Source organism: Pseudoalteromonas sp. APC 3694 (genome assembly GCF_030407565.1).
Taxonomy (GTDB): domain Bacteria; phylum Pseudomonadota; class Gammaproteobacteria; order Enterobacterales; family Alteromonadaceae; genus Pseudoalteromonas; species Pseudoalteromonas tetraodonis.
Genome location: NZ_JASDDE010000004.1, coordinates 46,296 through 61,303, shown reverse-complemented (window position 1 = coordinate 61,303; position 15,008 = coordinate 46,296). Strand labels below are relative to the sequence as shown.

15 protein-coding genes and 2 pseudogenes are annotated in these 15,008 nt (G+C 39.5%); 10 read left to right on the top strand and 7 right to left on the bottom strand.

Annotation, left to right across the window (positions count from 1 at the left end):
• Positions 1-92: 92 nt before the first annotated feature.
• Positions 93-2,661 (bottom strand): annotated as a pseudogene (locus QMA00_RS02710) (TonB-dependent receptor).
• A gap of 332 nt (positions 2,662-2,993) precedes the next feature.
• Positions 2,994-3,152, bottom strand: a complete 159-nt coding sequence (locus tag QMA00_RS02705; protein ID WP_076921669.1) for an oxidoreductase-like domain-containing protein — start codon at positions 3,150-3,152, stop codon at positions 2,994-2,996.
• Positions 3,153-3,256: 104 nt separating this feature from the next.
• Here QMA00_RS02705 and QMA00_RS02700 point away from each other — a divergent pair, with 104 nt between their 5' ends.
• Positions 3,257-3,667 (top strand): hypothetical protein, encoded by a 411-nt coding sequence (locus QMA00_RS02700; protein ID WP_076921671.1) that lies wholly within the window; start codon positions 3,257-3,259, stop codon positions 3,665-3,667.
• 83 nt (positions 3,668-3,750) lie between these two features.
• Positions 3,751-5,112 (top strand): leucyl aminopeptidase family protein, encoded by a 1,362-nt coding sequence (locus QMA00_RS02695; protein WP_076921673.1) that lies wholly within the window; start codon positions 3,751-3,753, stop codon positions 5,110-5,112.
• 27 nt (positions 5,113-5,139) lie between these two features.
• Here the strand turns inward: QMA00_RS02695 and QMA00_RS02690 are convergent, their stop codons facing one another.
• Together QMA00_RS02690 and QMA00_RS02685 are read right to left on the bottom strand one after the other, a co-directional pair.
• Positions 5,140-5,526 carry a VOC family protein gene (locus QMA00_RS02690; protein ID WP_008464296.1) on the bottom strand — a complete coding sequence of 129 codons (387 nt, stop codon included), beginning with the start codon at positions 5,524-5,526 and terminating at the stop codon, positions 5,140-5,142.
• An 82-nt stretch (positions 5,527-5,608) separates the two neighbouring features.
• Positions 5,609-6,688, bottom strand: coding sequence for a ketoacyl-ACP synthase III (locus tag QMA00_RS02685; protein ID WP_028834141.1), 1,080 nt, complete (start codon positions 6,686-6,688; stop codon positions 5,609-5,611).
• Positions 6,689-7,067: 379 nt separating this feature from the next.
• Here QMA00_RS02685 and QMA00_RS02680 point away from each other — a divergent pair, with 379 nt between their 5' ends.
• From QMA00_RS02680 to QMA00_RS02660, 5 genes are all read left to right on the top strand, one after another.
• Complete coding sequence (locus QMA00_RS02680; RefSeq protein ID WP_076921675.1) at positions 7,068-8,306, top strand: ATP-binding protein; 1,239 nt, start codon at positions 7,068-7,070, stop codon at positions 8,304-8,306.
• The gene (locus tag QMA00_RS02675; RefSeq protein ID WP_064663847.1) at positions 8,303-8,827 is read left to right on the top strand and encodes a response regulator; all 525 of its coding nucleotides are present in this window, start codon (positions 8,303-8,305) and stop codon (positions 8,825-8,827) included. The genes QMA00_RS02680 and QMA00_RS02675 overlap by 4 nt, the downstream gene beginning before the upstream one ends.
• 23 nt (positions 8,828-8,850) lie before the next feature.
• The gene (locus tag QMA00_RS02670) at positions 8,851-9,270 is read left to right on the top strand and encodes a DCC1-like thiol-disulfide oxidoreductase family protein (protein ID WP_076921677.1); all 420 of its coding nucleotides are present in this window, start codon (positions 8,851-8,853) and stop codon (positions 9,268-9,270) included.
• 84 nt (positions 9,271-9,354) lie between these two features.
• Positions 9,355-9,633, top strand: coding sequence for a peptidylprolyl isomerase PpiC (gene ppiC / locus QMA00_RS02665; protein ID WP_008464312.1), 279 nt, complete (start codon positions 9,355-9,357; stop codon positions 9,631-9,633).
• A 77-nt stretch (positions 9,634-9,710) separates the two neighbouring features.
• On the top strand, positions 9,711-10,520 hold the full coding sequence (locus QMA00_RS02660; RefSeq protein WP_028834138.1) for a transporter substrate-binding domain-containing protein: 810 nt from the start codon (positions 9,711-9,713) through the stop codon (positions 10,518-10,520).
• A 37-nt stretch (positions 10,521-10,557) separates the two neighbouring features.
• Here QMA00_RS02660 and QMA00_RS02655 read toward each other — a convergent pair.
• Positions 10,558-10,818, bottom strand: a pseudogene (locus tag QMA00_RS02655) (DsbA family protein); the annotation flags it as partial.
• Between the two features lie 205 nt (positions 10,819-11,023).
• Here QMA00_RS02655 and QMA00_RS02650 point away from each other — a divergent pair.
• From QMA00_RS02650 to QMA00_RS02640, 3 genes are read left to right on the top strand one after another with little or no spacing between them, the layout of a single operon-like run.
• Complete coding sequence (locus tag QMA00_RS02650) at positions 11,024-11,899, top strand: hypothetical protein (RefSeq protein WP_076921679.1); 876 nt, start codon at positions 11,024-11,026, stop codon at positions 11,897-11,899.
• A 36-nt stretch (positions 11,900-11,935) separates the two neighbouring features.
• On the top strand, positions 11,936-12,265 hold the full coding sequence (locus QMA00_RS02645) for a hypothetical protein (protein ID WP_076921682.1): 330 nt from the start codon (positions 11,936-11,938) through the stop codon (positions 12,263-12,265).
• A complete protein-coding gene (locus QMA00_RS02640; RefSeq protein WP_076921684.1) occupies positions 12,265-12,765 on the top strand; it encodes a hypothetical protein in 501 nt (166 codons plus the stop codon). The genes QMA00_RS02645 and QMA00_RS02640 overlap by 1 nt, the downstream gene beginning before the upstream one ends.
• Positions 12,766-12,954: 189 nt before the next feature.
• On the opposite strand, the gene QMA00_RS02635 is transcribed toward QMA00_RS02640, so the two are convergent.
• Positions 12,955-13,614 carry a DsbA family oxidoreductase gene (locus QMA00_RS02635; protein WP_076921687.1) on the bottom strand — a complete coding sequence of 220 codons (660 nt, stop codon included), beginning with the start codon at positions 13,612-13,614 and terminating at the stop codon, positions 12,955-12,957.
• Between the two features lie 119 nt (positions 13,615-13,733).
• Entirely contained in the window at positions 13,734-14,954 is a 1,221-nt protein-coding gene (locus tag QMA00_RS02630) for a Xaa-Pro peptidase family protein (protein ID WP_008464319.1), read from the bottom strand.
• Positions 14,955-15,008 lie beyond the last annotated feature (54 nt).

Here is a 15,008-nt window from a genome sequence, read left to right as displayed (position 1 = left end):
CGAGTGTAAAAGTCACTTTAAATGGGTTTATAAAGGGCAATAAAAAGGCGAAATGCATTACACATTTCGCCTTTGATTATCATTAACACATGTTAGAAAGTATAGGTTGCTTTAGCGTAGTAAAAGCCACCATTAATTCCGTATGGAGATGTTTCGTAGTACTTACCACCCCAGTTGTTATTTGGTGCCACTGTGAAATCAAGTTTCTCTGCTTCTTGATCCAGTAAGTTTTGTGCACCCAATGAGAAGCTAATTGAGTCATTCATGAAGTAGGTTACTTCTATATCTAACGTGACTGCTGCGTCAGCCATTTTAGCTGTTTCATCATAATCTACATGAACGCCTTGGTACTCACCAAAGTAGTTAAGGCGAGAAAATGCTGAAAAGCTTTCCCATTGTTGTGCCCAGCTCAGTGTTGCACGGTGATTAGGTAAGTCATTTTCAAGACGACTTACTTTAAATGCACCAGTTATATCACTTGAGCGTGTTACTTCTGTTTCATTCCAGTTGTACGCTAAGCTAAATGTAGAGCTACCACTGAACAATTCAGCTGAGTAGTTAGCAACTAAATCAACACCTTGTGTAGTGGTATCAAAGTCATTAGTAAAGAAACTAACTTGCGCAAGGTTTTGTACGTTAGGTACGCCCGCAGCTTCAAGCGTGTCTTTATCTGCTTGGCTAAGTTCAATTTTATCTGATTGGCTAATACGGTCATCTACTTGGATGTTGTAGTAATCAACCGTTAAGAATAAATCGCCAATAGTATACACCGCACCAAAGGTGTAGCTTTGTGATTCTTCAGGCTCAAGTTCAGTACCACCTAGTTGAATAGCAATTGGGTTTGTAGGTGGTAACAAAGCCGAATCTACTAGTACACCACTGCTTAAGTTAGTTTGTACGTTACTAACATGCGCTTGGCCTACGGTAGGCGCACGGAAACCGGTGCTGATAGAGCCACGAATATTTAGATCTTCAGTCAAGTGGTATTGACCCATTAACTTATAGTTAGTGGTTGAACCAAAGGTATCGTAATCTTCGTAGCGAAGCGCTAAGCCCATTAAGAACTCTTCAGTAAATGGCGCTTCAATATCAATATAAGCTGCATAGTTACGACGGTCATTCGCCTGCATCTGATGGTTTAAATCCAGGGAAACCGTTAAAACCTATACCAAAACCTTGATCAGTTAATGGACCTGCAATAAACGAAGCCTCATCACCTGCCACTACGGTAAAGGTTTCTTCATGCCATTCTAAACCACCGGTAATGTTTACATCGTAAGCTAAATCAAAGTCAAACCCTTTTGAAATATCAAAATTAAAGTTTTTCTCTAATTGTTCATATTTACCTGGGCTAAAATCACGCGGGCTATCTGGACCCAGTGAAGCATTGATTGTGTCGTATATGAAGTAGCGAGATTCGTTATACCCAACCTTACCACTTAGATCATAATAAGCGCCTTCTAAAAAGCCGCCAGTAAACTCACCTTTAGTACCGATAGTAAGTGACGTATCTGTAATATTACCACCAAAGTTTGGTGTAAAACCGCCCGGAAGCATTTCGTTAAATGCGAAACAATCAGGGTTATTTGCTACACCATTAATATAGTCAGGGTTATCAAGAACGTTGTCATCAATCATAATGGTTGGACAGTTACCGCTCATATCACCGGTTAAATCACCAACAAGCAGTGTTTCGCCACCATCATTTGAGTATGCACCAGGGCGAGTATGTGGGTTACGGTAATAAAAACCACCGCGTACATCACGCTCTGAGTAGTTACCAAACATGTAAAATTGTGAGTCGTTAGTAAGTTCTAAACCAATATTACCAAAGATAGAGATGTCGTCATCTACCTCAGGTGCACCCCATACTTGGGTGATCGGGGCAATGTTTGGTACGCCAGCGGCATCAAGTGCGGTAGCATCCGCTCTTTGTACTGAGCGGCTGGTTGCGTCGGCTGTTTTGTACTGAAAGCTTAAATTAGCAAAACCGCTATCGGTAAATGGTAAGCCCACATTACCTGAAATTTGAGTTGTATCACCGTCGCCCTCATAATATTCGCCTTTGCGAACTTCGAAAGATCCGCCTTCAGAGGCATCTATAAGTTGGAAGTTTAAAACCCCAGCAATCGCATCAGAACCATATTGTGCAGCGGCACCATCACGAAGTACTTCTACTTGTTTCAGTGCAATACTTGGAATTACTGAAATATCAGCACCTTGCGCACCATCGTTAATACCACCACCTAAAAAGGCGATAACTGAAGCACGGTGACGACGTTTACCGTTAAGTAAAATTAGTGTGCTATCTGAAGGTAGTCCGCGTAAGTTTGCAGGGCGCACTAATGAAGCAGCATCACTGATTGGCATTGAGTGTACGTTTAAAGAAGGAATAACCCCTTTTAATAGCTCTAGCATATCAGTGTTACCTGATTTACTTAGCCCTTCACCACCAATAATATCGATAGGTACAGGAGAGTCACCAATAGAACGAGGCGCAGAGCGCGTACCTACTACGGCAATTTTTTCTACATTTTTGTTAACTTTAACTTCGGTTTGCTCTTCTTGAGCAATTGCTGAACCAGAAACAAATAAGCCTGCGGCTGTTGTTGCTAGAGCAAATTTGATGGCCTGTTGAAGCGCATTGCTTTTTAATTTCATTCTAAATATCCCCAGTTAGAATTGATTTGTATAGTCTATTTGATGACTTTATTGTGGACGGTTCACATTCAATGGGGAGCAGATATTGCTAACTCACTCCTAAAAGCTTAATAAACTAAGCGCACCTCCTGTGAGTCCTCGAAATAGACTATAGATAAAAAAACTAAAGAGGGTAATGGGTAGTTAACCACTATTTAACAAGTTGAAACAAATGGTTTATCTAAAAATAACGCAGAGTTAATCATAAGTAGGGCGGGGAAAGGGGGTAAAAGCAGGCATTGATACATAGTTATTAATTAAATAAGCTATTTTAGCTACTTTCTATTATTGAATTAAACTGACTTGCTATTGATATTTTCACCATGATGTTTTTTCCACTGTGCAAGTTTTTCTTTGTACTCATCCCATACACATGGACAGCAACTACCACCGCCGCAGCACTCATCAGATTTTGGCCTTTCGGGTTTAGTGTTGGGTATGTTTTTTTGCATGTTTTTAATTAAAACTGAGGAAAAAGAACTTTAAGAATAAATGATTGAATAAAGCGTGTAAATTATTCTTTGTGAACTGAAAGCGCTGTGTGAGAATACAGGCTATGCGATTATATAAAGTTATCCATCGTGCACCCTGGCGGGTTGCTAAAATAAGTAAAAAGCGACAACAACTACGCTTTCGTCGTGCTATGGTCGCGCTTAAAATTGCGCTTGCCCAAGAAAGGCAAGAAACCAAAGAAATGCTAATAATTTATAGGCGTTATACCCAAGGGCAAACAAATAAAGCAGAACTAAAACGCGCCAACGAGCAGTTTGTTGATATATTAAAAGGACTAGGGCTAGGCGTTTTTGCGTTATTACCGTTTGCACCATTAACTATTCCACTGGTTGTTAAACTAGGGCAGTTAGTAGGTGTTGATGTATTGCCGAGTTCTTTTAGTATGAATAAGCCGATTAAAGAAATTGATCAACAAAACCAAGAGCAAGACTCAACGCCCTCAAAGAAGAAGTAAGCTAGTAGAACATAATTAGCTATACCTTTTAATAGTGCTTATTGTTATGCTAAGGCATCATTTTCTATTATGTGAGTCATTTAATGAGTGCTTTACTTCGTCATACCTCTTCAGGAATTCCTCTATCATTTATCGTTAAAAACGAACTAACCGATTGGCTTACGCAGCAACCGAGTTTTGTACAGCGCTGGCTAGCAAACACAGATTTTGAAAAATCAGGACTCGCACTAGTACCAAACCCAGAAACGGGTGAACTAAGTCAGGTATTTTGTGTAATGCAAAGCACTGATGATTTTTGGGCTGCTGGCGAGCTTGCCAGTAAATTACCTGCGGGTTGTTATCAAATTCAAGGTGATGAGTCTTTAGTTGCTCAACTTGCTTTAGGCTTTGTGTTAGGTGGTTATGAGTTTAGTGAATACAAACAAAAAGCCACCGCTAAAGCTCAGCTTGGTATTGCTGATAAAACATTATATGAACAAGTAAAACAACAAGCGGATGCCATTAATTTAGCACGCGATTTAGTTAATACCCCAGCTGCCGATATGATGCCGCAGCACTTATCACAAGTCATGAGTGACCTAGCAGATACATTCGACGGTGAATTTTCGCAGTGGATAGGTGATGAGTTATTAGAGCAAAATTACCCAACTATTCACATGGTAGGGCGCGCGAGTGAAAATAAACCACGATTACTTGACTTGAAATGGGGGGCAGTCGATGCGCCACAAATTACGTTAGTCGGTAAAGGCGTGTGTTTTGATTCCGGTGGACTGGATTTAAAGCCCAGTTCAGGCATGCGCAACATGAAAAAAGACATGGGTGGGGCTGCGCATGTTATTGCCCTGGCTCAGCTAATTATGGCCGCTAACTTACCAATACGCCTTCGTGTTTTAGTGCCTGCGGTTGAAAATGCTGTTTCGCGTAATGCATTTCGCCCTGGCGATGTAGTAAAAACCCGTAAAGGTATTATGGTCGAAATAGACAATACCGATGCAGAAGGGCGATTAGTACTGTGTGATGCTTTAAGCGAAGCACAAAACGATGATCCTGAATTAATCATAGATTTTGCTACATTAACCGGTGCGTGCCGCGTTGCTTTAGGTACAGAGTTACCGGGATTTTTCTCAACGGATCGCGCTGTAGCAAATGCCATTATGGACTCGGGAATACAAGTTAACGACCCTGTTTGGCAATTGCCGTTATTCGAGCAATACAAACCATTTTTGAAAAGCGATGTGGCTGATATGGCTAACTGTGCAAGTACGCCATTTGGTGGCGCAATAACCGCTGCGCTTTATTTGAAAGAGTTTGTAGAGCCAAATACACCATGGGTTCACTTTGACGTAATGGCATGGAATTTACGTGCATTACCTGGGCGTCCAGCTGGTGGTGAGGCACTGGGTATTCGTGCAGTATTTACTTACTTACAAAATCGATTTAACTAAATTAAATATACCTTGAGTTATTAGATATTAAAGTGCATATAACTCAAGGGGTAAGCCATCTGGATCGGCAAAAAAGGTGAATTTTTTGCCGGTTATTTCATCTTCTCTAATATTTTCGACGATGACATTGTGTGACTCTAAATAATGTTTAGCAGTATTAATACACCCAACTTTAAATGCTAAATGTCTAAGTCCTTGTGCTTCGGGGTAGCTTGGTCTACTTGGCGCATCATTAAACGAAAATAATTCTAACTGACTACCATCAGGTAAAGCTAAATCGAGTTTGTAAGACTGACGCTGTGCACGATAATGCTCATTAATAATCGTGAGTTTTAATATTTCACTATAAAAATGTTTAGAGCGTGGGTAGTTGCTACAAATGATGGCTACATGATGAATGCCTAGTAGTTGCATATATTTTCCTTAAAAAGCAAAAAGCGCACTAAAAGCAGTGCGCTGTTTATCAATACATGTGCATGGTCATATATATTAGCTTTTAACTAGGCTCTGCGTCTTTACACGCTTTTACAGCCGGTGCAACAAGCTCTAAACCCGTTTTATCACACGGTGGAAGCTCAGCATCACTAATAGCGATAGGCGTTACTCGCTCGCCCCATTTTATATAGCTTGCCGCCCAAGTAAGGCCAGCCCCAAATGCCGCCGACATAATGTTTGCATGCGGTTTAATTAAGCCCTGCTCAACGGCTTCACACAATGCAATTGCAATGGTGGCAGCAGAGGTGTTGCCATATTCACCAATATTGACCATTACTTTTTCGTCATCCACTTTTAAGCGATTTTGAATAGCTTGAATAATGCGTAGATTGGCTTGATGCGGAACTAGTACATCGATATCGTCTAACTTAAGATTGGCTTGTTCAAGCACGTCGTCACAGGCTTCACTCATGCCTTTAACGGCACGTTTAAATATTTCACGGCCTTCAAATAAAAGGTCTGATGGACCAATTGGCTCATATTTATTTAAATCACTGCCAAAATTAGTAATGTGTAAAATATCACGATCTTCGCTGTCACAACCGGTTTTAGTCCCTAATAAGCCTGCAGGTGTTTCTGCTGCTTCAAGCACAACGGCACCGGCACCATCACCAAATAATACTGCGCTGTCGCGTCGTGCCCAGTTTACATACCACGTCATGCGCTCAGCCGCGATAACGACAGCTTTTTTGATCATGCCAGCTTGAATTTGCGCTGTCGCAGCTTGTAAAGCATATAAGAAACCAGAACATGCCGCGTTGGTGTCCATGGCTGCAGCGCCTGTGGCACCAATATTTTTTTGTACTAATGAGGCGGTGTTTGCAACTACTGTTGAGGGGGTGCACGTTGCTAAAATAACTAAATCGATATCTTTTGCATCTACGCCAGCACAAGCAATGGCATGTTTTGCAGCCACACTAGCAAGTTCAGCAGTACTTACATGGCTAACTCTTCGTGCCTTGATACCTGTGCGTGTGGTGATCCACTCATCGGTTGTATCTACAATTTCACTTATTTCGTCGTTGCTGATGCTTGCTGGTGGAATGCATTTACCCCAACCAGTGATATGTGCGTAAGGCATAGTGTGTTCTCTTAAAAGTGGTATGACGTGTTCGTCTAATGAGGACGTTATATCAAAAATTAGCTGTTAACACTAGTTTATAGCATGGTTTGCTTAGTAATTACTGCTATTTTACGGACTATTTGCTGCATTTTTGTTTAAAGGTAAGTGGCTTATTTTTATTGTGTTAATTAAATGCTTTTAATGATTTTGCGTGTTTTACACTATAGCTCATAGGCTTTCTAAGCTTAATAGAATACGAATACTTTGTTGACCATATATGCTTGAGTGCGGCTGAGTGAGCAGCTAATATGGGGCGCATATTATGAAATCATTACTTAAAAAGCATTATTTATAATGGATAACAAAGCAATGTATATTCAGTCAGGTGAATCTTATTGTGTTAATTAAAACCGATCCTGCTATTAGCCGGTTATTAATGCTGCGCAGTGGCGCCATTGCTGTGCAGCTTATTGCGGTGTTAAGCGTTTATTTTTTATTAGAGCATCAAATTGCGCTCATGCCGTTGCTAGCCGTTATTACGCTTGAGGCGGTTTTTCAGTTAGCAAGTATCATTGCTTATAGAAATGTTAGCCAAGCAAAGCCAGTTGGCATGCTGATGCAACTGACCGCTGACGTACTTTTTTTAACTATTTTGTTGTCTTTAAGTGGCGGTGCAACTAACGCATTTGTGTCGTTATTATTGTTACCTATTATGATAGCGGCAATTACATTGAGCGCTCGTGGGCTTGCCTATATTGCTGTGCTGGCTATCGCTGCCTACAGCATGCTACTGATTAAAATGCCAGAGCATAGCATGCACCAAATGAACATGAGTGGCCACTTTATTGGTATGTGGGTTAATTTTGTTATCAGTGCCTGCGTGATTGCGTTGGTTATTGGTGCAATGAACCGTGCTTTACAACAACGTGAGCGCACTATTGCCAAAGTTAGAGAGAAACAGTTGCGCAGTGAACAACTGGTTACTCTCGATGGCGCAGCGGCGCAAATTACTCATCAATTAGCAACGCCTATTGCTAATTTACAATTATTGTTTGAAGAGCTTGTAGAAGAGTATCCCAACAATGAAATTATTCAGCAAATGCAAGCACCCTTGCTGCAATGCCGCACTCAGCTTAATGATTTTAGAAAGCTCTCTATGCAGCTACGAGATAAAAACACGCAAACACCTATAAAAGCAGAGCAGCTGCAAAATCAAATTCATGATACGTTGCTATTACAATACCCTAATCAACAAATAAACTGGCTTAATGAGGCGCCTAAAGCCACATTAAAAAGTGATGCGATGCTGCTACCTGCTATTTTAAACTTATTACAAAATGCAGCGCTTGCTAACGAAAAAAAAGGCCAAATGCAATTAGAGTTGAGTTGGCAACAGCCAGATGCGCAAAGTATTGCGTTAATTATTCGGGATTTTGGCGCTGGTTTTTTATCCTCAGAGTTAGCGGAGTTAGGCGGGCAGCTCATGCCCAGCGAGCAAGGCATGGGAATAGCGGTTATGCTATCAAATGTCACGTTCGAGCGTTTAAATGGTTCGTTAACTGTTTATAATCACCCCGATGGTGGGGCGGTGGCCAAGATACAAATGCCACTATTAATAACCGAGTCGGCGCTATGAAGCTGCTAATTATTGAAGATGACATTAACCTTGCTACCACTTTGGCAAGGCGCTTAACAAAACACAGCTTTAACTGTGAGGTTGCACATAACCAAACAGAGGCTTTACTTAGGGCTCGCCAGCAGCAACCTGATTGTATTTTATTAGATATGAAGTTAGCAGATGAAAATGGGCTGGCGCTTATTGCACCGCTGCGACACTTGTTACCCAAGGCGCATATTGTATTGCTTACCGGATTTGCAAGTATAGCTACAGCCGTAGAGGCGATGCGCTTGGGCGCTAATGACTATTTAACTAAGCCTGTCGATATGGCAAGCTTATTAAAAGCGCTAAAAGTAGAGCCGGTATCGACAGTAACCGAAATTCCTGAAGAGGTTATGTCACCCGAGCGTTTAGAGTGGGAGCATATTCAACATGTATTGCACAGTAACAACGGTAATGTATCAATGACTGCAAGGCAGCTTAATATGCATAGACGCACTTTGCAGCGCAAGCTACAAAAAAAACCTGTGCAGCAATAAGCCCTCACTTGAGCAAGCAATTAATGACCCATACCGCCGCGCTAATAAAAAGCCAAAAAATTATACTGTTCGACGCCCAGTGCAAGCTTTGTAGTGCGTGGTGTAATTTTATTATTGCTCACGACCCTCAGGCCATGTTTAAACTGTGCAGTGTACAATCACCAAAAGGGCAGCAAATATTAATGCACTTTTGCTATTCGACAACTGATTTTGCCTCTATGGTTTACATTGAAAACGCTCAAGCATTTATACAAAGCCATGCATTTTTTGAGGTGATTAAACAGCTAGGCTATCCGTGGAAACTTAGTGGTATGTTTAGTGTGTTGCCAAATCGTTTTAACAATTGGCTTTATGATAAAATTGCATCAAATCGATATACCTTATTTGGTAAATATCACTATTGCAGGATCCCTTCAAAGCAAGACCAAGCCCACTATTTATAAGTGCTTTAATAGATGCCTGACTATATTGGCTGTGCTAAAATCGCGGCGTTTAATTACTAGTAAATAGGTTTTAAGGGCTTTTTCATGGCAAATACGGCGCACGCACTGCATATTTTAGTAAAACATAAAGAGATTGCAGAAGACATCATCAAGCAATTAGGCAAAGGCGCAAAGTTTCAAACTTTAGCTAAAAAGTATTCGTCATGCCCATCGGGTAAAAAAGGCGGTGATTTAGGTGAGTTTAGACGAGGCCAAATGGTTCCACAGTTTGATAAGGTTGCCTTTAGTGGTGCAATTTTAGAACCGCATTTAGTAAAAACGAAATTTGGTTGGCATGTGATTAAGGTGCTTTATCGTACATAAACTAACGCAATTTTAAGTTGCCGCTATACTTATCATTTGTTTAGTTTGTTACATTGCTAAAGCAACTTGGAATAACTATGAAGCTTATTATTTTATGCTGCAGTTTAATTTTAATGGCAGTGTCATTTTTTGCCAGTAGCACTGAGCAAACGATCACCCTTAAGCTTGGCAAACCAAGCACCCAAGACATACCAAAAAACCACTATATTTTAACATTATTAGAAAAGAGCTTTGCAAAGGTTAATGTAAAGCTCAATATTGCTTATAGTCTTGAGCCAATGAATACTAAAAGAATTTTAGAAGAGCTCACACGTAACGATGATGTTAATTTAGCTTGGTTAACTTTGCCAAACTCCCTTGCAGAGCAAAGACATTTAATCCGCACAAGTTATCCTATTTATAATGGGCTGCATTCAAAGCGCTTGCTCATGGTTAAACAAAGCCGGTTGGGTGAATTTTCAGATATAAAAACCCTTGAACAACTAAAGCCGTTCATAGCCTTACAAAAGCAAAGTTGGTCTGATTATTATGTATTAAAGAACAATGGCTTAACAGTTAATGGTGATTTGAGTTATGAAAGCATGTTAAAAGCGTTAGATGAAGGACTTGGCGATTATTTTCCGCGTTCAGTAACTGCTATAAAAGCCGAAATACGTAAACATCCTCAGTATAACTTTGTTATTGAGCCTCATATTATGCTGCAATACGATAATTACTATTATTTTTACGCAAACGAAAATAACAAAGCAATCATTGAGTTATTAGAGCAAGGCTTAACAAAGTTAGCAGATAGCGGCGAGTTAAATGCGCTTTATGAGCACTATTATCGTGATGTTGAGGACGGGCTTAATTTAAATAACAGACGGGTGTTTAACTTAAAAAATTAATAAGGTTAGGCCGCAAAATGTAGCCTAACCCGAAAAATTATTGCTCCTGTTTGGCTTCTTCTTCACTTATTTGCTTAAGTGCTTGAATAAACGATTCACTCGGTTGCCCACCGGTAAGCGCGTACTTATCATTTATAATGAAAGTAGGTACTGAGGTTATTCCCATTTGTTTAAAGTTATTTTGCTCTTGGCGTACCGCTTGTACGTATTTATCTGAGTGTAAAATTTCTCTGGCTGTGTCTATGTTAAGGCCGACTTTTTCTACCACATCCAGTAACGCATCTTCTTGATTTAAGTAAATAATACTTACATTACTCTAATTTAAATCAGTTCCATGTACCCTTTTTAAATAAATTTGTTAATTTTTTGCTTTACTTTTGTGTGCAGGGTTAACATAATAAGCGTAATAAAAACATTTAATATATTGATACAATAAAAAAGGATTTTAAATATGAAAAAATTATCAGCTTTATCATTGGCTACATTGCTCTCAGTAAATAGTTATGCTGCAATGGACTGTAATACTGAAAGTGAGAGTAAAAAGTGTACAAAAAACAAAAGCTTACTTTTCTAATGGTGAACCTGTTAATGTTGATTTTTCTATTTGGTATAACAGTTATCGAGCAAATGTCTACTATATTTCAGATAACCCTTATCCCAATTATATGAAAATGGGAGATCTGCAAGATATTTTAGAAAGTCAGAATGATAAAGAAATATGGGATAACGAACAGACCGCAGATTTTATTTCATCGATTTTGCAGGTAAAGGTTTTGGTTAACTACATTTTGTCTAACTATGACCTTAATCCAGATATGGCAGCAAAGCTTACCAAATCGTTAGGACAAGCAAATGCTTTGATTGCTACAATTAATAGCACTACGCAGATTTCAAACCACTTAGTCAATGAGGAGTGGGGTTACGCTGGAATTGAATTAGCTACAACTTTAGTTGGTTTGGCAATGACCGCAGGCGGAAGCATTGCTATTGTTGCTGGTGCCCCCGTCGCTTTGACAACTGGAGTGGTCATGGTGTCAGCTATGGTCGTACTTCCTAAAATTGAGGCGTGGGGCGATAAAAACTTAGAGCGATTTAATCATAAAGATTTTCTGAATGTTATTAACTTAAAGTTTGGCTTACCAAATATTTTTAAATTAGCTGACGATGCTATCGATGATCTTATATGTTCAATGATCCCTCCACATAAACGTAGAAGCGCCGGTTGTAGTATTCGCCCTATAATATTGGACTTAGATGGTGATGGTCTTTCCTATACAAAATTAGACAATTCACCATATTTATTTGATGTAAATAATGATGGGATTCTTGATAAGTTAAGTTGGCCCACTAAAGGAAATGCTGTTCTTTTTGCTGATTAGAATGGTTCTGGCATTATAGACAAACGCACTGAATTTATGTTTTCTCTATTTTCTCCGAAAAAATCTGCTACTGATTTAGAGGGCTTAATGACGTTTGATTATGATAGTAATAACGTAATAAACAATTTGGATCCAATTTTTGAAAAGTTATTTATTTGGAATGACAAAAACGAAGATGGATTGCAGACATATGATGAGATTAATAGCTTAAATAGCCTTGGAATTAACTTGTATTTTACTGAAAAGGATCTAAAAAGTGCTAAAAACTTTAAACTAGATAGTGAAATTGACCAAATATTTAAATTTAAGTCACTTACACATGTGGGGAACGCTTATAGCATCCGAATGAAAGTGAGATTAAATTAATGCTAAAAAGAATGACATTGACTTTTGACCTTAAAAAGCTTTTTCGCCTACACCGCTGGACTTTAGCGGTAGCGGTTTATATCTTCATAATATGGTTCACCACGCCTGATACTTGGTCTCATCAAGAGACCTACTTTAGAGCTGTAACACTGCGCCAATTATCAATTATTCTCATACCGGTATTTATTACCTATTTTCTCGTTGATTTTTTTAAAAATAAACCGATTATTGTCGATTTAAATGAGCAGACATTGATTCAAGGTGAAAAGGTTATAGATTTAATTAAAGCAGACCATATCACGATTGTTGAAAAGCCCGTGATTAAATCAATTGAGATACACTTTTCTAAACATGGCTATTCTTTAGTTAAGATACCTGGATGGTTTATTGAAGATGTCACGCAGACTAGCTTGAATTTCTATCATTACGCTAAAAATACAGATAAAAAATTTAGTATATCCAGAAAAAGAACGAGTCCGTTAAAAGGCAGCATTATTTAATTTTCACCATAAGCAGATTTAATTTTGAAGTATCTAACTGTTAGGTACCTATAGAGAAGGCGTTCAAAGTTCAGTGTCAGATTAAATTCTTAAATATTATGCACGTTGTTTAAACGCTTCTTAAAAAATACTAACTGAGATAAATAAGGGCTGCGATGTGCAGCCTTTTTTGGTTTTAAACTTTATTTTTTAAGTGTCTTGCTTGGCTTCTTCTTCATTTATTTGCTTAAGCGCTTGAATAAATGACTCACTCGGCTGCCCACCGGTAAGCGCGTACTTATCATTTATAATGAAAGTAGGTACTGAGGTTATTCCCATTTGTTTAAAGTTATTTTGCTCTTGGCGTACCGCTTGTACGTATTTATCTGAGTGTAAAATTTCTCTGGCTGTGTCTTTGTTAAGGCCGACTTTTTCTACCACATCCAGTAACGCATCTTCTTGATTTAAATATTTTAAATCGGTGAAGTGTGCTTCAAAAAACGCCAATTTCAGCTCAGTTTGTTTGCCTTCTTCACGCGCCCACATTAGCAAGCGGTGTAGATCAAAGCTGTTGATCATGATGCGTTTACCGTCAAAATTAAAGGTAAACCCAGCTCGTTCACCCGCATCCGCCATGTTTTGACGATTTCGCGCGCTTTCTTCTTCAGTTAAACTGTATTTTTGCTGCAAGTGCTCGTTTAAGTCTTGTCCTTCAAGTGGCATATCTGGATTAAGCTCAAAAGGGTGCCATGTAATATCCGCACTCATTTCGTCTTTTAATTCTGCCAATGCGGTTTCTAAGTTTTTATACCCAATAATACACCACGGGCACATTACATCTGAGACGATATCAATTTTTAAGTTTTTCATAGGGATCCTTGAAGGATTGCTTTTTAATAACAATGGATATTGGGATGAAGTTTAGTTTATCAATCATTGAACATAAAAAGAGCAGCGAAAGTGCTGCTCGTTTATTGAATGTTTTCAGGTTAGCTGTTCAAGCCAAATGGGTCGTCAATGCTGTGGCTTGGCTGGGTAAACCAACGCGGACCGTCATCTGTCATATAGAAGTGATCTTCTAATCTAACCCCAAACTCATCTGGAATAACCAGCATTGGTTCGTTACTAAAACACATGCCTGTGGCAAGCGGGGTTTTATCGCCGCCCACTAAGTATGGCCATTCATGAATGTCTAAGCCAATACCATGGCCTGTGCGGTGTGGGCAACCTGGTGTTTGGTATTCAGGGCCTAAGCCTTGAGCTGCTAAGTAGCTGCGAGCTGCTTCGTCAACCGATTCACAGGTTTCGCCAAGGGCGGCTTGATTGAAAGCTGCTAACTGGGCCGCTTTTTCAAAATCCCAAAATAGGCGTTGGCGGCTGGTTGCTTCACCAAATACGTAAGTACGGGTAATATCAGACAGGTAATCGTGTACTTTGCATCCGGTATCAATAAGGACCATGTCGCCTTTTTTCAAAATTTGCGGATCTTTTACACCATGAGGGAATGAGGTAGCAAGGCCAAACAATACAATACAGAAGTAATTACCTGGGGCACCTACTTTTTGATGCGCTTTTTTTATAAATTCTTCGACTTCTACGGTGCTAATTCCTTCATAAAGCATGCTCGCCGTAGCCTGATGAACCGCTAAAGTCATATCCATAGCGCATTGCATTAATGCTAATTCATTGGCTGATTTATGCATTCTACAATGTGCGGTTACAGGTTGTGCGTTAACTAGTTTTAATCCTGAACTGGCTTTATTGATGCCATCAAAAATAAAAAACTGTGCGCTCTCATCAATACCCACGGTAGCGGTGTCGCTAATATTAAGCTGTTTTAGCACTTTAACGAATAGCTCAAAAGGGTTCTCGTGTTCTTGCCAGCCGTGTATTGGGCCATCAATGACTTTAAAGCCATTTAAAGAGCCAATCTCAAAGTGGGGGGCAATGTATTGCACCTCACCCATGGCGGGTAAAATAGCGCCGACTAGTCGTTCACTGGCGTACCATTTCATACCGGTAAAATACGTTAAGTTGGTACCTGCATTTAAATATATCGCATCAATATTATTAGCTTGCATATAAGCTTGCGCTTTGGCCATACGCACTAAATACTCATCGGCCTGAATTGGCGTTACTGAGTGGGTCATATTGCTTAAACTAGCAAGTGCTTGTTCGGGTGTGTGTGTACCAATACCAACTGTGGTCATATATTTCTCCTACAAAATTTTGTATAGTGTGTAGGCTAAATGCGTTCAATTCAA